13 protein-coding genes and 1 pseudogene are annotated in these 17118 nt (G+C 43.0%); 13 read left to right on the top strand and 1 reads right to left on the bottom strand.

Translation table 11 applies throughout. The features are described from left to right. Nucleotides 1-121: 121 nt before the first annotated feature. The 8 genes from aceB to BLV90_RS10030 all read left to right on the top strand — a co-directional run bounded on the left by aceB (nt 122) and on the right by BLV90_RS10030 (nt 9895). Nucleotides 122-1732, top strand: coding sequence for a malate synthase A (aceB, locus tag BLV90_RS10060; RefSeq protein WP_245726315.1), 1611 nt, complete (start codon nt 122-124; stop codon nt 1730-1732). Nucleotides 1733-1807: 75 nt separating this feature from the next. Further along, nucleotides 1808-3088 (top strand): isocitrate lyase, encoded by a 1281-nt coding sequence (gene aceA, locus BLV90_RS10055; protein WP_091740157.1) that lies wholly within the window; start codon nt 1808-1810, stop codon nt 3086-3088. 166 nt (nt 3089-3254) lie between these two features. Next, nucleotides 3255-3977 carry a hypothetical protein gene (locus BLV90_RS10050; RefSeq protein WP_091740154.1) on the top strand — a complete coding sequence of 241 codons (723 nt, stop codon included), beginning with the start codon at nt 3255-3257 and terminating at the stop codon, nt 3975-3977. Between the two features lie 283 nt (nt 3978-4260). After that, on the top strand, nt 4261-7437 hold the full coding sequence (locus BLV90_RS10045) for an efflux RND transporter permease subunit (protein ID WP_091740151.1): 3177 nt from the start codon (nt 4261-4263) through the stop codon (nt 7435-7437). Between the two features lie 192 nt (nt 7438-7629). Further along, nucleotides 7630-8322: an aspartate/glutamate racemase family protein gene (locus tag BLV90_RS10040; RefSeq protein WP_091740148.1), complete on the top strand. Its 693-nt coding sequence runs from the start codon at nt 7630-7632 to the stop codon at nt 8320-8322. Nucleotides 8323-8420: 98 nt separating this feature from the next. After that, on the top strand, nt 8421-8564 hold the full coding sequence (locus BLV90_RS15970; RefSeq protein ID WP_143035035.1) for a GapA-binding peptide SR1P: 144 nt from the start codon (nt 8421-8423) through the stop codon (nt 8562-8564). A gap of 136 nt (nt 8565-8700) precedes the next feature. Further along, nucleotides 8701-9246 (top strand): GrpB family protein, encoded by a 546-nt coding sequence (locus tag BLV90_RS10035; RefSeq protein ID WP_091740145.1) that lies wholly within the window; start codon nt 8701-8703, stop codon nt 9244-9246. A 214-nt stretch (nt 9247-9460) separates the two neighbouring features. Next, nucleotides 9461-9895: a GNAT family N-acetyltransferase gene (locus tag BLV90_RS10030; protein WP_091740142.1), complete on the top strand. Its 435-nt coding sequence runs from the start codon at nt 9461-9463 to the stop codon at nt 9893-9895. Nucleotides 9896-9970: 75 nt separating this feature from the next. Here the strand turns inward: BLV90_RS10030 and BLV90_RS10025 are convergent, their stop codons facing one another. Further along, nucleotides 9971-10810 carry a vanadium-dependent haloperoxidase gene (locus BLV90_RS10025; protein ID WP_245726314.1) on the bottom strand — a complete coding sequence of 280 codons (840 nt, stop codon included), beginning with the start codon at nt 10808-10810 and terminating at the stop codon, nt 9971-9973. Nucleotides 10811-11648: 838 nt separating this feature from the next. Here BLV90_RS10025 and BLV90_RS10020 point away from each other — a divergent pair. From BLV90_RS10020 to BLV90_RS09995, 5 genes and pseudogenes are all read left to right on the top strand, one after another. Continuing rightward, nucleotides 11649-11894 carry a hypothetical protein gene (locus tag BLV90_RS10020; protein WP_091740139.1) on the top strand — a complete coding sequence of 82 codons (246 nt, stop codon included), beginning with the start codon at nt 11649-11651 and terminating at the stop codon, nt 11892-11894. A gap of 604 nt (nt 11895-12498) precedes the next feature. Beyond that, complete coding sequence (locus tag BLV90_RS10015; RefSeq protein WP_091740135.1) at nt 12499-13575, top strand: ETX/MTX2 family pore-forming toxin; 1077 nt, start codon at nt 12499-12501, stop codon at nt 13573-13575. Nucleotides 13576-13707: 132 nt separating this feature from the next. Further along, nucleotides 13708-14106, top strand: coding sequence for a DNA/RNA non-specific endonuclease (locus BLV90_RS10010; RefSeq protein WP_091740132.1), 399 nt, complete (start codon nt 13708-13710; stop codon nt 14104-14106). Nucleotides 14107-14108: 2 nt separating this feature from the next. Then, a pseudogene (locus tag BLV90_RS16850) lies at nt 14109-14539 on the top strand (immunity protein YezG family protein). A gap of 243 nt (nt 14540-14782) precedes the next feature. Continuing rightward, nucleotides 14783-17113 (top strand): PrsW family glutamic-type intramembrane protease, encoded by a 2331-nt coding sequence (locus BLV90_RS09995; protein WP_177167998.1) that lies wholly within the window; start codon nt 14783-14785, stop codon nt 17111-17113. The last annotated feature ends 5 nt before the right edge of the window (nt 17114-17118 follow it).

Genomic DNA, 17118 nt, shown 5'->3' with positions numbered 1-17118 from the left:
TGAATTGAAAAAAAGTATTGTCAATTTGAATTGTACTGTTATATAATACAAGTCGAAAGATGGTTTCTGTACTTAAACAGTATGACATCAAATGATCTTTTTCGAGGGAGTGAAAGCACCCGTGAGCACGCAAACACCCTCTTTTCCCGCTCATGTAAATGTCAAAGGGGAAGTTACCAAGGATTTTGCTGATATCCTCACCCCGGAGGCGGTGACCTTTGTCGCTGAGTTGGTTCGCCGTTTTAGTGGCCGCAGGGATGAGTTACTCGAAAAACGCAGGCAGAGACAGCAGGAGATTGATACAGGAAAGGGACCTGATTTCCTTCCGGAAACAGCAGAGATCCGTAACAGCTCTTGGCACATTGCTGATCTCCCGTATGATCTTAAGGATCGTCGTGTAGAGATTACTGGCCCCACATCGGATCGGAAAATGGTGATCAACGCCCTGAACTCCGGAGCGAAGATCTTTATGGCTGACTTTGAAGATGCGAACTCGCCAACGTGGGAGAATAGCATCCAAGGGCAAATCAATATGCGAGATGCTGTTAATCGGCAGATCGATTTTACTGCTCCTAACGGGAAGCGGTATGAACTAAAAGAGAATCCAGCTGTCCTCTTGATTCGTCCCCGGGGATGGCATTTAGATGAAAAGCACGTAGAAGTGGATGGTAAGCCAGTTCCGGCTGGACTGTTTGATTTTGGGCTTTATTTCTTCCATAATGCAAAAACTCTTCTTCATAAGGGTTCTGGACCTTATTTTTATCTTCCGAAGTTAGAGAGTCACCTAGAGGCACGCCTCTGGAACGATGTGTTCACCTTTGCCCAGGATACATTGAAAATTGCTCAGGGTACTATCAAAGCGACGGTATTGATCGAAACGATTATGGCTTCCTTTGAGATGAACGAGATACTTTTTGAACTGAAGGAGCATTCTGCAGGACTCAATTGTGGTCGCTGGGATTATATCTTTAGCTACATCAAACGCCTCCGCAATCGCCCAGAGGTGATCATGCCAGACCGTTCCCAGGTGACGATGACGGTTCCATTTATGAGAGCCTATACACTCTTGGCAGTGAAAACCTGTCATAAGCGAAACGCACCATGTATCGGTGGAATGGCTGCTCAGATCCCCGTCAAGGGAGATGAGAAGGCAAATGAAGAGGCTTTGAACAAAGTCCGTGTGGATAAAGAACGAGAAGCCCTTGATGGCCATGATGGTACATGGGTTGCTCATCCGGCACTTGTGCCTGTAGCAAGAGAGATTTTTGATAAACATATGCTCTACCCTAACCAGATCGATAAAAAGCGGGGAGATGTGAAAGTAACCGCTGAGGATCTGTGTCGGGTACCAGAAGGTTCGATTACTGAACAAGGTTTACGGGATAACATCAATGTCGGGATTCAGTACATCGAAGCATGGCTGCGTGGATTTGGCGCAGTGGGAATTAATAATTTGATGGAGGATGCGGCTACCGCGGAAATCTCCCGAGCCCAAGTATGGCAATGGATTCGTCATCCTAAGGGCATCTTGGATGATGGACGTGACGTAACTAAGGAGCTATTCCTTCTCACTGTGGAGGAAGAGTTAACCCGCATCAAAGAACGACTTGGGGAAGAAAACTTTGTGAAAGGGCGTTTCGCTGAGGCGAAGGAATTATTTACGGAACTTACCTTGGCGGATGAATTCGTCGAATTTCTGACTTTGCCGGGTTATGAAAGGCTCAGGGCCTGAATGAAAGCGTCATCAATAGCGTATCCCAGAAATCATTGCGCAAGTTGCGCAGGATAACATAAGGAGAGATATAAAATGACTGTTCAACAAGAAGCTGCACAAATGCAAAAAGAATGGGAAACCAACCCGCGTTGGAAAGGAATTGAACGTGGCTACACCGCGACAGAAGTCATCAAACTACGTGGTTCCTTCCCTATCGAGTACACCTTAGCTGATCGGGGAGCCAAGCGTCTCTGGAACTCCCTTCATGATGAGCATCATGTACATGCACTCGGTGCTTTGACTGGTAACCAAGCAGTACAACAAGTAAAAGCAGGCCTAAAAGCGATCTATCTCTCCGGCTGGCAAGTAGCGGCAGATGCTAACCTCTCTGGTCATATGTACCCAGACCAAAGCCTCTACCCTGCAAACAGTGTTCCTCACGTAGTAAAGAGGATCAATCAAGCCCTGCAACGAGCCGATCAGGTCGAACATGCTGAGGGCGGTGCACAGCGTGACTGGTTCGCTCCGATCGTAGCCGATGCTGAAGCTGGTTTCGGTGGTCCTCTCAACGTATTTGAATTGATGAAAGGAATGATCGAAGCAGGTGCTGCTGGTGTTCACTTTGAAGATCAGCTCGCATCTGAGAAAAAGTGTGGTCACCTCGGTGGGAAAGTGTTGATCCCAACCGCCCAAGCCGTACGGAACCTGATTTCTGCTCGTCTTGCAGCAGACGTGATGGGCACACCGACGATTGTAGTTGCGCGTACAGATGCTAACGCAGCGGAACTAATCACCAGTGATATCGATGAGCGGGATCATGAGTTCTTAACCGGTGAACGGACAGCAGAAGGATTCTTCCGTCAGAAAGCAGGACTTGATACTGCAATTGCTCGTGGTTTGGCTTACGCACCCTATGCGGATCTCATCTGGTGTGAAACTTCAACTCCGGATTTGGATGAAGCTCGCCGTTTCGCTGAAGCGATCCATGCGAAGTTCCCAGGTAAACTGCTCGCTTACAACTGCTCGCCTTCCTTCAACTGGAAGAAAAAGTTGGATGATGAGACCATCGCTAAGTTCCAATATGAACTGGGCGAAATGGGCTACAAGTTCCAATTTGTTACCTTGGCTGGTTTCCACGCTCTAAACAACAGCATGTTTGAACTGGCTCTTGGTTACAAAGATCGTGGAATGGCTGCTTACTCTGAACTCCAGGAGAAAGAATTCTCTAATGAAGTTCATGGATACTCCGCTACTCGTCACCAACGTGAAGTGGGTACTGGATACTTTGACTCTGTCTCTATGGCAATCACCGGTGGTACTTCCTCCACCACGGCTCTTAAAGGCTCTACTGAGGAAGAACAGTTCAGCGCATAAATTTTTGGATAGAAATCGGAAGTAGGAGCTGGATTCCAGCTCCTACTTTTTGTGGAAGGGAAATCTTCCTACGAATTAGTTCTTTTAACCTAGTGACGATACGAATTAAATACAATAGGATAAAAGGAGAGTGCAATTATTTCCAATGGAAAGGGGATGTTTCTTTTTGCAGTTGCGAAGTTGGTTAGCAGGGCTGTCAATATTAGCATTGGTTTTTTCGAGTGGCTGTTCCCTTGTACTTGAAAAATTGGCCGATGTACAAGCAGAGCAAAAAAAGAAAGTAGCGGATAGCAAGTCAACAAAGACATCGGAGAAGGAAAAGAAATCTGAAGCATCCAAGGAGGAAGACCCTGAGCAGGATGGTCAATTACCTGAAAATGCTCAAGATGGAGAGGGAGCAGCATTAGATGACAAGGAAGTATCCGTTAATAATTTTATGGTGAAAACGGATGATCAGAATTGGAAGCAGGCTGATCAGGATAGCACTACTGCTCAAGACGGAATGCAAATCAATTCCACTTTAATTACACCTGAGGGAGTAGCAGAGGAACAGACGGACGAAATTATTGTAGTCACCAACTTCGAAAAATTAGATACTAATGGTAATTTGGGAGTTTTTGCTAAGAAGTATATGTCGAAATTAGTTAAGGATGGCCTTTGGGAAGCGAATGATTGGGAAATTATCGAAGGGACAGGAGATGATGTTTTTGCTGAAGTGGATTCTATATCAAAAAAAGCGTATGGGTACACCCGTTTTATAGAGGCGAAAGAAGGAGTGTATGTGCTCATCTATCTGAATGATAGAGGGTTGATGGATGACGCAGATAAAGAAGATTGGGCAAACCGCATCAAGGATTCGGGTGAAGAAGGTAGTGGCTTAACCCTTTAATTAATTGGACTGATTAAAAAAGAGACCACTAGTGATGGAATCATCTATCATTATAAAGTGAGGCGGACTCAGAAGAGTCCCGTCTTTTTATTTTTATTAAACTTGGATTTCTTCTCGCAACTTCCGTTATGATGGAGATGGATACGTAGTGCCTAATCGTTTTCAGGGGCATTGATGGGCTATTCAATCGAGGGAAGGAAGTTTGTTCCGCCTTGGGGCGGAGCGATTCTTTCTTTACTTTCGTTAAAATAGTGAAGAGATCTTTTTAGAAGGGACGAATGAGATGAATTTCCTGACACGATTTAGTCTGAAGAACCCGATCGCAATTGGAATACTTGCTACGTTATTCATCGTGGCTGGAATCTTTTCTTTTCAAGAATTGAAGGTAGATTTACTACCCGATGTCGAGTTTCCTCAGATCAGTGTGCAAGCGACTGATCCGGGTACATCTCCACAGGATATGGAGGATCAAGTAACGACACCGCTAGAAAAGGAACTGGAGAAATTGGAGGGGCTACGGAAGATCGATAGCTCATCCCATGATAGTACTGCGGTGATCAATCTGGAATTCCCCTTTGATACGGATATGGATGATGTGGAACGCCAGATCAATACCTTGGTTCAAAAAGCAAATTTGCCAAAGGATGCATCGACAGAGGTGAATCGTTTCTCCTTTGGTTCGATTCCCATCTATAACATCGCCCTCTATGGCAAAGGGAATCATAATGGTGAAAAGATTTTTACGGATGAGATCAAGCCAAAGCTAGAGAAGATTCCTGGTGTAAATGAAGTCTCTGCTGGTGGATCAAAGTCGGAGAAGGTCCAAGTTACCTTGGATCGTAAGAAAGCGGCGAAACGCGGTATCACCCTCGCTCAGGTGAAGGATGCTATCGAGGCAAAGGGCTTCTCCTTGCCTGCTGGCGAAGTAACCGCAGATGAATTGAACATACCTGTCCGAGTAGAGGAGAAGCTAGATACCCTGTCTGATCTGAAAAAACTAAGGATTGATCCATCTGGAGGACAAGGTACAACAGGGGCGCCAAATACTTCTCCAGGTAATGCCAATGGGAGTGGGGGAGCACCTGGAAGTAGTCCACAGGGTAGTTCACAGGGAATGCCCCAAGGAGGTGGAGGAGCTGCACCTTCCCAGGCGAGTGCTGTAAAGTTAGCGGATATAGCATCGGTGAAGGTAGTAAAGAATCGGGAAGAATATACCCGGTTTAATCAAAAAGATGCTCTGTCGATTGCTATTACTAAAAAGCAAGATGCCAATACCGTATCTACGGCAGATAAAGTAATAAAAGTCCTCAATGATTATAAAGACCGGGTGAAGTATGAAATCGGTTTTGAACAGGCCAAGGGGATTACGGATTCTGTCAATACTCTGATCCGAGAAGGGTTATATGGGGCATTGTTTGCTTCCTTAGCTGTATTGCTCTTCCTGCGTAATGTGCGGGCGACGATTATCGCGATCGTCTCCATCCCTCTATCCCTTCTAATGTCGGCGATCTTCCTCAATCAGCAGGATATCACCCTTAATATGATGACCCTAGGCGGTATGGCTGTCGCTGTGGGGCGGGTGGTCGATGACTCGATTGTTGTGATCGAAAATATATTCCGCCGGATTCGACAGGGCAAGGGAAAAGAGGATCGGACAGAGTTAGTGGCACAATCCACTCGAGAAGTGTTAAAGGCCATCGTTTCCTCTACATTAACCACCGCTGTGGTTTTCCTCCCACTTGGTTTTGTGGGTGGTGTCACGGGTGAATTTTTCCAACCCTTTGCTCTGACCGTCGTATCCGCTCTGCTGGCATCGTTGTTGGTTGCGGTAACCATCGTACCGATTTTGGGTCGCTTCTCCTTTTCAAAAGTGAAGGAGGAGAAGAAGGAAACCTGGTTGCAAAGGAATTATGCAAAAGTGATTCGTACTTCCCTCAATCGTAAGGGATGGGTGATCGCTCTCTCGATCCTCATCTTGGGCGGTACGCTGTCGTTGATTCCAAGTCTTGGCTTTACCTTTTTACCAGATGATACACAAAAAACGATCATTGGTAAGGTGGAACTGCCAGCATCGACTGATTTAAAGAAGACAAACCGAGTCTCCCTCGATATTGAGAAGGCATTAGCAGAGCGGAAGGATACCATCCAGGCAGTATCAACGGGGGTAGGCAGCCAAGATTTCCAGACAGGTCTGGAGAAGAAAAACCAGGCAAACTACTTTATCACCTTAAAAAAGAATGCCAATGTTAATCAAGAGATGAAGACACTTGAAAAAGAGATCAATCGCATTGTACATGGGGAGTCACCAAAGGGAATCGTCTCCTTGCAAGAACTCCAATCCGGTGGCCCGCCTAGTAACACCAATGTGGATATTGACCTTTATTCCAATAATACAGATAAGCTACAAAAGGCTGCTTCAGATGTACAGAAGTTGATGGATGATCGAGATGATTTGAAAAATGTAACCAATAACCTCCAGGATAAACAGCGGCAATGGGTCGTACAGATTGATTCTGAAAAAGCTGCAAAAGAAGGAATTTCAGGATCTACGGTTATGGGTCTAATCTCGGATCGCACACGCCCAGTTACCATTGAGGACATGAAACTCTCAGGTAAAGAGCGCAATGTGGAATTAACCTATGACAAAGCCTTGGATTCCCGATCAGACTTAGCAGATCTAGAAGTTCCAAGTAAGAGCGGTATGATTAAGCTGTCGAAGGTAGCTGATGTAAAAGCAGTTGATCGTGTGACTGCTATCCAAAAGCTAGATGGCAACGTATATGCCCGGGTAACGGGACAGGTGGAAGGGAAGAACGTTCAACAAGCGGCGCAACAGGTAATTAGTGATGTTAAAGCGAAGGTGGATTTACCCAAGGGTGTCTCACTTAATGCAGGAAGCGGAAGTGAGGAGACGACCAAAACCTTTAAAGAGTTGGGGCTCGCCATGCTGATTGCGATTGGCTTAGTCTACCTCACCATGTTGGTCACCTTTGGGAAAGCAAGAATTCCCTTCATCATTTTGTCGTCGCTCATCTTTGTACCTGTCGGAGGAATCTTAGGCTTGTATCTAACTGGGGAGCCTCTCTCCATCAGTGCGATGATCGGTGTACTGATGCTGATCGGTATTGTGACGACCAATGCGATTGTGATGGTGGATCGTGTCGGGCAAAACCAGGCACGGGGAATGAGTATTCACGAATCCTTGATGGAAGCAGGGAAAACACGCCTTCGTCCCATCCTGATGACCGCCTTTGCTACAATAGCTGCCTTGATACCCCTGGCATTGAGCGCATCTACAGGGACACTCATCTCCAAGGGCCTCGCGGTTGTTGTTATCGGAGGATTAACTAGTTCCACTCTCCTCACCCTGATTATCATTCCAGTGATGTATGAGCTCTTCTTCTGGAAACAGGTGAAGAAGGAGAAGCAGATAGAGAGTGGGAAAGAGAGTACAGTGTAAGGAATACTGAGAGGAAAAAAGAGGGCTCCTTCATGGGAGTCTTCTTTTTTATAGATGTAATATGAGAAGGTAGGTAAGAAGAAAGTGATAATTTATGTGGTTTGGAGGGTATCATCTACGCTCCTCTTTGATTAATCCAGTCATAGTCAATTACAATGGATCCACTTATAAAAAATAGGGGAGATGTTACCGATGAAAAGGATCGGGATAATTGGTGGGATGAGTTGGGAGTCCACGGCCACATATTATCGACTGCTGAATGAAGGGGTGAAGAAGCGTCTAGGTGGTTTTCATTCCGCAGAATGTATACTCTATTCCGTGGACTTTGCAGAAATAGAAAGTCTGCAACGACAAGGTAGATGGAGAGAGATGGGCGGAAAAATAGTGGAAGCGGCGGAGTTATTGCGACAAGGTGGAGCGGAGGGAATCATTGTTTGTTCAAATACCATGCATGAAGTAGCTGATCAGATTATTCAAGGGTGTCCATTGCCCTTTCTCCATATTGCGGAAGCTACAGCGGATTGCATTCACCAAGCAGATATCCGCAAAGTGGGATTGATCGGTACCCAATTCACTATGGAACGAGAGACGTATAGAGGGAGACTATGGGATCATCGAAGGATTGAAACCATCGTTCCTGAACGTGAACAACAGAATGAGATCCATCGCATTATTTTTGAGGAACTTTGTCAAGGAATCATACGAGAGGAGTCAAGACAGTGTTACTTGAAGGTGATGCAAGGATTGGTGGATGAAGGCGTAGAGGGGATCATCCTGGGTTGTACTGAAATAAATTTGCTTGTAAATGAAGAGGATGCCAATGTTCCAATTTTCGATACCACACGGATCCATGCAGAAGCCGCATTGGAGTGGGCATTGAAATAACCCATTGATCTCTAATCCACGCCTATTGACAACATTGGTATATCACATTAAAATAAATAATACATACTAATGAAAACGCTTACAGGGAGGGTGGACCGATGGAGGTTCTGGTTTGCAAGACCTGTGACGAAGTAATCGACTACCTGGAATCGGACAAAGCAGGTACGATATATGGGTGTTGTCAGTGCGATTGTGAAAAGGAAGAGAACGGGTTGGGGATGGATGTCCCTGTAAATAAATAGGATAGGCGAAAAACACCAACCATCTTTGGATAAGATGGTTGGTGTTTTGTATTGGTTGTAGGCTACAATGAAGCTTACAATCTGCAACTCTAGACTTCATTGAATAGACATCATGAGAAAGAAAGGAGAGAAGCTGATGAGAAGAGTACGTGTGGTGGATTATGATCCCCAGTGGAAGGAAGGCTTTCAAGAAGAGCGCGAACAATTACGAGAGGCTTTTGGTCCAGAATGGGTAGAAGGACATCATATCGGGAGTACTTCGGTCCCTGGATTAGCGGCTAAACCGATACTCGATTTTCTGATCGAGGTAAGAGAGATTGAGCGAGTGGATTCCCTTGCGGGGAACTTGAAAGCAATTGGTTATCAAGGGTGGGGAGAATATGGGATCCCAGGTCGGAGATATTTTAACAAGGGGGAAGATGAACGCACCCATCATGTTCATGTTTTTGCCCAAGGTCACCCAGATGTCCATCGTCATCTGGTCTTTCGAGATTATTTAATTCAACATCCAGAAGTGGCTAGGATCTATGGAGAGCTAAAAAAGGAGTCAGCCCAACGATTTCCGACCGATATCAAATCATACATGGATAGTAAAGATGGATTCATCAAGGAAATCGAAGCGAAAGCATTGGAATGGGGGAGAATTTCCGGAAAGGGTTACAGAAAAATATGGAATTTGTGAACGATTAACGAAAATTCTCCTGTGAATAGGGAAGTTATGCGATCATGAAGATGATGTTTTTTTCTTGCCAATATCCATTGTTAAGAAGAGATTGAAGAGTGAGCTGATTAAGGCGGGAGGCATCTAGTTTCTCACAATCTTTTCTGCTGAAATTTTTTTAGTAGTGGAATTAGCAAGACTGCATTAGTATGCTTTTGGAGAAGGAGTGAAATCCATGGAACAGATAAAAACGATCAAAGAGTGTGAGACCGAAGCTGATTTTCGTAATGCTTTTCCTGTAATCAATGAGTTACGTCCCCATTTATCAGAAGAATCGTACTTTAGGCTATTGAAACCGATGCAAGAAGCAGGCTATCGTTTATTTGTGTTGGAGCAAGACGGAGAAGTGATTGCCTGTGCAGGCATCGAAGTGGCTACTAATTTTTACAATGGACGGCACTTGTATCTTCACGATCTTGTGACACGCAGTGATTGCCGCTCTTGTGGATATGGGGAGCGTTTACTAGGAGAGCTTGAAGCGTGGGGGAGAGAGCAAGGCTGTGAACTTGTTTCTTTAACCTCACGTTTTATTAGGAAGGATGCGCATCGCTTTTATGAGGAGCGAATGGGTTATGACAAGGAGAGTTATGTTTTTTTGAAAGAGTTATAGGGAGCGGTTCTTTAATCGGCAAAGGACTCTTAGGAATGCCATCCTAGGAGTCCTTTGTTATGTCAGGACAGGGTGTCACTTTTTCGTGGGTGTAACCAAAGACTTACATTTTTGAGGGAAAGGAAAAGGCATCGCTTGTTTGTATGGGGGAGGTCCCATCACAGCATGTTTTTTGGAGACATGAGTGGGATCAATCAGTCGATCAGCGGAATTTCGTTGATTTTTTAATACGTTGACGACAATACGTCCGATTTGTTTACCCAGACGAAGTCCTTGATTAGTGTCTACGTTGAAATGAACGCCAGCATAGCGCCTAGATAATGCATCTTCCCGAGCCATATGATCCAACCGCTTAGCTTCGGGCGGGAAGAAGTGGGTCAAGACTTCTGCGGCGGTTCCAGATATCGTTGAGTGACCAGAGGGATAGGATGGAAAACGAGGTGTGCAAAGAATGGTCGACAGGGTCGAATCCATCTGATCGGGTCGCGCTACATCCCATTTGTATTTCAGGTACCAGACGACGACAAAGGTATCATTGATAGCGGCTTGTGTAGTGGTCAACACACGAGCAGCCATCGGGGGTGTGAGACCATAGGTATCAATTAGTCGATCAATAATGGGTGTCCATTGTTTGGTAGCGGGTCCATCTCCCCAAAATTTTGCGATTTTGATTTGTTTAGAGGTGATATTCTTTAGGGTGTGTTGAACCATCTTTAATTGCCGGTTCCAGTCAATCGTACGGGGATGCCGAATGGCTAGTTGAATTGGCCGACCCCCGGGAGTTTTAAAGCTTCCATCGGCTCCTCGTTTTAGATAATAAGTGGGCCAGGAGCCAGCTAAGGGATTTACGGGATTCCTAGGGGGATTCTTTTGACCAGCATAAGGTGTTTTTGACCAAAGAAGATAGGTGCTCAAAATAAACGCCTCCATTTTACAATAAAAGTGATCCGTTATATATCATCACTAGTACATCGAGATCAAGCTTTCTCCATTTACATTTATATGTACAGTTTCACAATTGGACAGGGCTTTTATAGGGGACCGTGGTATTGGCGTTCATCTATTAATTGTTTCTGTAATCGACAAATGACTCTTAGGACTGCCATGCTAGGAGTGCTTTGTCATGTAAGAATAAGAATGTCACGATATTGTCAATATTCTGTGCGTTTTGACTAGTTGATTTTTTACGGATAATAAAATAAAGTGATCTGTGAGTGGGTTAACTTACGCACCTATTTCTTCTATATCGTGTATTTATATATTTTAAACTATGGTATTTATTTTATATAGATCCTATATTTCCCTTTTTGTTGAAGTGTGTTTTCTTGTGTCTCGACATGTTCCGTCAGATTAATAGGGTAGATATGGCACAGGTTTATGTGGAGTATCAAGGCATTGGCATTCACGATGAGATGTTGTTGGCGGATAATACAAAGGCTAATGTGGAGATCATACGAAATATATTGAAATAGAAGATTTGTTAGAGGAAATGATATATCGCTAAAATAGTAGGAAATAGAGCCTCCTTTGATAGGATCCTATCAAAGGAGGCTCTATATAAATGCACCATCAAGAATAAAGATGGGTAGATTATTAATCGGAAAAAATCCTTTAAATAAGGCCGGTTCAAAAAACGTTAAAGGGCAAATTGGAATTTCTGAATGGAATTAAGAAAAAGATGACTATAATGGTCTTTATCTTGTGCTAATTTTATATATATGGTATTAATTTTAGTAGAGAGGAGGAAGGTAGATTGGATAATAAGAAAAGATGGAAAATAATTTACTATATTGGAGTAGCAGCGGTGATAGTTGGTATCATAGCTGATTTTTGTACAGGAAAAGATTCTCATTTTGTTATGTATGGTGTCACAGTTGCGCCAATACTATCATCAATACAAGGATTTATAGAAAGAAGTTGGATTTGGGGATTCCTAAACTTAATAGCTGGTGTAGCGATTATTTCCTTAGAATATTTTAATATACATATATTCCAGTAACTATATGTTATCCACAGGAATGAACTCTGGCACTTCGGGTTTTAGGATGTGTTAACACTACCACTAAGTATTTGGGGGGTTAAAAGAAAAAGGTCACTGTCCTAATTATTAGTATTGTGATCAGTGGAACAGTTTCACTCTTGGCAATGATGTCAATTGGAAACCATCTCGTCATATTAATCATGCTCCAGTTCGTTAGTTTATTGTGGGTTATCTATAAAAAACCGGCTAAGGTCTAGTGGGTACAATCACCGTAGAGCAGGGAAAGACCTGTATATATCTATTATGTTAAAATATACATTAATAACTTAATTATGAAACTATAATAATTGTGAAGTTATTTATTTAGAAAATGTTTTTGGCTACTCGTATTAATTCTATCGACTTACTGAATGAAAAAGGAAGATATATAGCGGGGTTGGACATTTTGTTATAATACAGAATTATTTTTATTAAATATGATATATAACAATTAAATTACATATATTTTAACATAAATAGAAAGTATTTTTATTGCTAAAAACAAATAAATCCCTTATATTATTGACTTAAGAAAGGAGGACCATTAAAAAAGGGGACCCATTAAAGGAGGATAAAAAGAGTCATGAAAAATGCATGGGAAAAATCAGTAGTTTTCGTGTCGACCTTTGCCCTCATTGCGAGTAGTGGAATCGGTTTGAACTCAAAAGCCTTTGCGGCAGAAAATAATATCGAAGATGTAGTCAATCAAAACATTGAAAAGTATGGCTTTAGCGATCCAAATGTAGGTAAACTGTCTACAAGATTATTTATGAGGGACGTTTCGGGAAGAAATGATATTAACAAGTTTGAAGAGAAAAATTCAATTGTCACTCCAGGAACAGAAAACGTGGAGAAAATATCAAGCGCCCTTTCGTATATGGGTTCAGCTTCTCTTTCTAACTACAGCTATACACAAGACCAGCCTAATATGGACACGCAATCGTTTACAGAAACTTTTACTGACGCTACAAGCACGACAACCACTAAGGGTTGGAAAGTGTCATCGGGGATTTCAGTTCCTTGGACGATCAAAAAGGATTCGATTGGGATAGGGTTTCAAACTTCTGCAGAGTTTAGTTGGAGCCAGGCGGATACGAAATCAACCTCCACCTCTAGAACCTATACATCACCAGCCCAACGCACCTTTGTTCCAAAACGCACTAGAGCGGAAGTAAAGGTCCAATTACTACGAGAAAAATATAAGGTGCCAGCCACTTTGGAATCGCTACTTCAAGTTTGGTCTACCGATAGGTCGGTTTGGCGTGGTTACGATAAAATAACTCTAACGAACCCTAATGAGCCGCCCTTCTTTCCTTCAAAATATTATTCGGTACGTTCTGTATCTCAAGTATTTGGTCAAAGTAATTGGGTACTTCCAGATTCCATGAAACTTGAGGGAGAGAACATTCGTATCAAAGGTGAGGGTACAATAGAACAAGAGTTTGGTTCTGATTATAAAGTTGAGACAAAACTATATGATATAGATTCAGGACAACCCAGGTTTCTCAAGCAATCAGATATCGATAAAATCAAAGAATCCCTACCCAAGTCAGCAAAAATGGACCTACCCAAGTTAGCAAAATCGAACGATAGTAAGGGAACAAACTCCTATAGCTATACCATCCCCATAAAAAAAGAGGACGTAGTTGCGAAAAAATAAGTGATTCAATACTAGAGTGTGGAGAAGCCGATTATCTCCACACTCTTTTTATGGGGTAAAAATGGGGATGTTTTTGCGAAACAACTCAAACTAAAAAGCGACCCACTGGCCGCTTAGTCACCGACTTTCCATATATTCGTTGGCCACTTTCCAAATGCGTTACGTATATCTAGTTCTGAAGCTAAAATTCAGCTAAATAACGGGAAAAGAAATGGTTATGCTCAAACTAAAGTGGGTGGTGAAGGTCGATTATCTGATGATGATGGAGGACATTTATTGGCCAGTATCTTTGGCGGATCAGGTAATATTGATAATCTAGTCCCAATGAATGCGAATTTAAACAGAGGTGCATGGAAGAAGATGGAGAATGCATGGGCTGCATCTCTCAAAGATGGGCAAGAGGTACATGTGAAAATAAACCCAAAATATAAAGGGGATTCAAAGCGTCCTGATAGAATTGAAGTAAGACATAAAACGGGAGATGGCCAATGGGTGGTAGATATATTTAAAAATATCCCAGGAGGGAAATAAAAATGATTGAAGAAAAATTAGGTGTTCTTTACCCAAAAATAATTGAGACAGTAATTGAAATAATCCCTGAGGAATGGCAAAAAATTTATATTCATCGTGCTGCTATGGAAGGGTATCAGTCTGGTTTTTTTATTACATCCCTATTACCAAAAATAAGCCAATTTATAGTTTAGATATACCTGATTTGTTCCAAGTAGATGAAGATGACTATGACGAACTAGATGATCAGTTATATGATTTGGTTGAGGAACTATGGAACGAATTTAAGCAAAGTGAGCATGAGCCTTGGTCTACATTCACGATTACTTTCGATTCCTCTAATCATTTCAAAATTAATTATGGGTATGAAGACTTGATGGAATCAGATTCACATGAAAGAAAACTAATATGGGATTATGAATACTTATGTATTGATTCTAAAAGTGATTTATGATAGAGAAAATTAGAGTATATTAGATCGAAAAACAGAAAGTGAATAAAAGAGTATTTTTAAAAGTGCCCAAGTGGGTGCTTTTTCTATAGGGGAGATCTCATGCTCCGAGTAATATAACTTGTAGGATTAAAAAGATGATGCATCAGAATTTTTTATGTTATTAGATGGATAATATAGATCAAAAGTTGTATAGTTCTACCCCTTTTTGTTTGATACGCTTGAATTAGACAAGGAGGGATGTGTTTGTTAGAAAGTATGAGGCAGTTGGGTACGGCTTTCCTGATGTACTGGAAAGATCGAAGAGAACGGTGGGTAACTCGTCACACTGATCTACTCCGACGCCTTCGGAAGGTTTATATTACTTTGGCGTGGATTTTTATCCCCTTAGCTATCCTTGCAGCTATTTTCTTTCCCCAGGTAAAAGAAGCCTTTACGCAGTTTTTATGGAGTTATTACTTGTTATGGCAGTTTTGGTTTCTCTCCCGAAGTAAGACATTAACATGGACAGGAATGGCGCGATTTTTTGCTGTCGGGGCATGGATCATTGCTCCATTATCCGCTCTTCTTTTATATGGAGTGCACACGCTATTTGCTGAAGGGTCTGCTACGATCCAAGCAGATTGGAGCAGTGTGGTAGTAGGGCCCATCACGGAAGAAACGATTAAACTGTTGCCCTTTTTGTTGATCTTCTGTTTTACACGAAGATCACAGACATTTAGTCTAACCGATTACATGCTGGTGGGCGGAGCCACTGGTGTCGGCTTTGACTTTATGGAAGAGATGGTACGTCGGTGGGTCGCTACCGACTCTGGAGGATTAATTGGCTACTTTTTTCGATTGTTTTCTGAATCGGATGACAGTTGGCAAGTGTTTACCCTTTTCCCCGGTACCAATGAAAGTGGGGGAGCCATCTCTGTCGATCATGGAGTTTGGACAGCGTTTGTCACGTTAGCCATCGGGATCAGTATCCGCATGAAAAATCGCTGGGGGAAAAAAGGGTTTCTCTTTCCTCTTTTCGTTTACTTGTGGGCGACTTTTGATCATAGTTCTTGGAATGATCAAAATCCAGGGCCATGGAAGGACCTACTCCATACCCTTTTGGGGCAAGGTCACTTTTACCTATGGTCATTTGTGATTGTATTACTTGTAGCCGTGTGGATGGATTTCCGTCGTTTAAATCTAGTGCGTCATCAGTTGCCCTTATTGCCAAAGGAACAAGTGATTGAACCCATATTTGAATTGTTAACAATCATTCAATCTTTGTTCCGAGGGCGTCAGGCATGGGGACATATGATGTTGTTCACCCGGGAACGAAGGCATTACGGATTTACGCTCCTACAAGAAAAAGACGAACTATTCCCTAATTTAGGTGATTTACGTGTGTCCCTTCAACAACGTTTCCTCTTCTTAGGTGGAGTGTTCGCCACGCTCTTAGTACTTGGGCTATCTAGCAGTCTACTGAGCCATTTCACGATAACCGATGCCTATTTTGCAGGGCTTTTTGACCAGCTATCGGATTGGTGGCAGGGGTTGAATGGTTGGGAAAAAGGAGGGATCATCGCAGGGACGGCAGTGATTGGTGGGGTTCTCACTGTCGCAACGGGTGGAGGTTTTCTTGCCGGAGGGATGACAGCTCTCGGTGCAGCATTGACCGCAAACGATGTTCTGCAAAGCCCAATACCAATGAAATCGTTTATGAACGATCCGATGGGTGCAACCAAGCAGTGGACACGGGAACTGCTGAAAAAGCCTCCCCAAGAGGCGGTTAACACAGTCTTTACCTTAGCCGCTGATCAACTGCTCCGCCGCGTACCCGCACTCCGTGCAGGCAATGAACTGATGGATTCACTGAAATCCCGCGTTCAACGCTCTGCGAGGAACTGGATGCCAGGAAGATCCGTAGTAGATGCGGGTACTGGGATGCGGATGAGAGCAGATTGGGATCGGCATGATTGGAATGAACCAGATTATCGTGAAAGTCGAGGGTCTGGGTCAGAAGTTGCTTTTCAAGCGAAGAAACCACCAAGTCTGAAGCCAGGGGACCCTAATTACACTTTTAGGACAGAAATTGATCCGGAGACGGGTGAAATGAAAGCATACGGATCGGATGGACGAACCTATAAAGTTTATCATGCTGATAAAGCAAATCTAGTATTGGAGAAAACCACACCTTCAGGAAAAACCTATAGGGTTCCTTATGATCAGGATGCAGCACCTGATTTCACTTCTTATGCATTAAAAGCTAAAGACGGTAAGTTAGTTGAAATTACATTACCTGCCGATTCATTAGTAGGAAAAAGCGGTGAGCAGACGCGCTACACGACCCAACTTTTCAAAGAGCAGTATCCAAACTGGAAGGAAGATTTCGATTTTACTGAATCGCAAATTGAGGCTATTGAGAAAAATAAAGGATCTATAGGGCCAGGTGTAAAAGCTAATCCTGATGAACAATTAACATGGCACCATGATAAAGCCACTGGTAAGATGATATTAGTTCCATATGAATTAAACAATTCATTCCCTCATACAGGTGGACACTCTCATTGGGGAAAACAAATATATAGGGGGAGGTAGTGCAA

It is taken from the genome of Marininema mesophilum, assembly GCF_900106775.1.
Lineage (GTDB): Bacteria > Bacillota > Bacilli > Thermoactinomycetales > DSM-45169 > Marininema > Marininema mesophilum.
This window is presented reverse-complemented; position numbering and strand designations above follow the sequence as displayed.

Excerpts from the sequence above, each read along its gene's own strand:
- BLV90_RS15970 (WP_143035035.1), top strand. The coding sequence starts at position 8,421 with ATGGAGGTTCTGGTTTGCAAGACCTGTGACGAAGTAATCGACTACCTG.
- BLV90_RS10045 (WP_091740151.1), top strand. The coding sequence starts at position 4,261 with ATGAATTTCCTGACACGATTTAGTCTGAAGAACCCGATCGCAATTGGA.
- BLV90_RS10015 (WP_091740135.1), top strand. The coding sequence starts at position 12,499 with ATGAAAAATGCATGGGAAAAATCAGTAGTTTTCGTGTCGACCTTTGCC.
- BLV90_RS10030 (WP_091740142.1), top strand. The coding sequence starts at position 9,461 with ATGGAACAGATAAAAACGATCAAAGAGTGTGAGACCGAAGCTGATTTT.
- BLV90_RS10040 (WP_091740148.1), top strand. The coding sequence starts at position 7,630 with ATGAAAAGGATCGGGATAATTGGTGGGATGAGTTGGGAGTCCACGGCC.
- aceA (WP_091740157.1), top strand. The coding sequence starts at position 1,808 with ATGACTGTTCAACAAGAAGCTGCACAAATGCAAAAAGAATGGGAAACC.
- BLV90_RS10035 (WP_091740145.1), top strand. The coding sequence starts at position 8,701 with ATGAGAAGAGTACGTGTGGTGGATTATGATCCCCAGTGGAAGGAAGGC.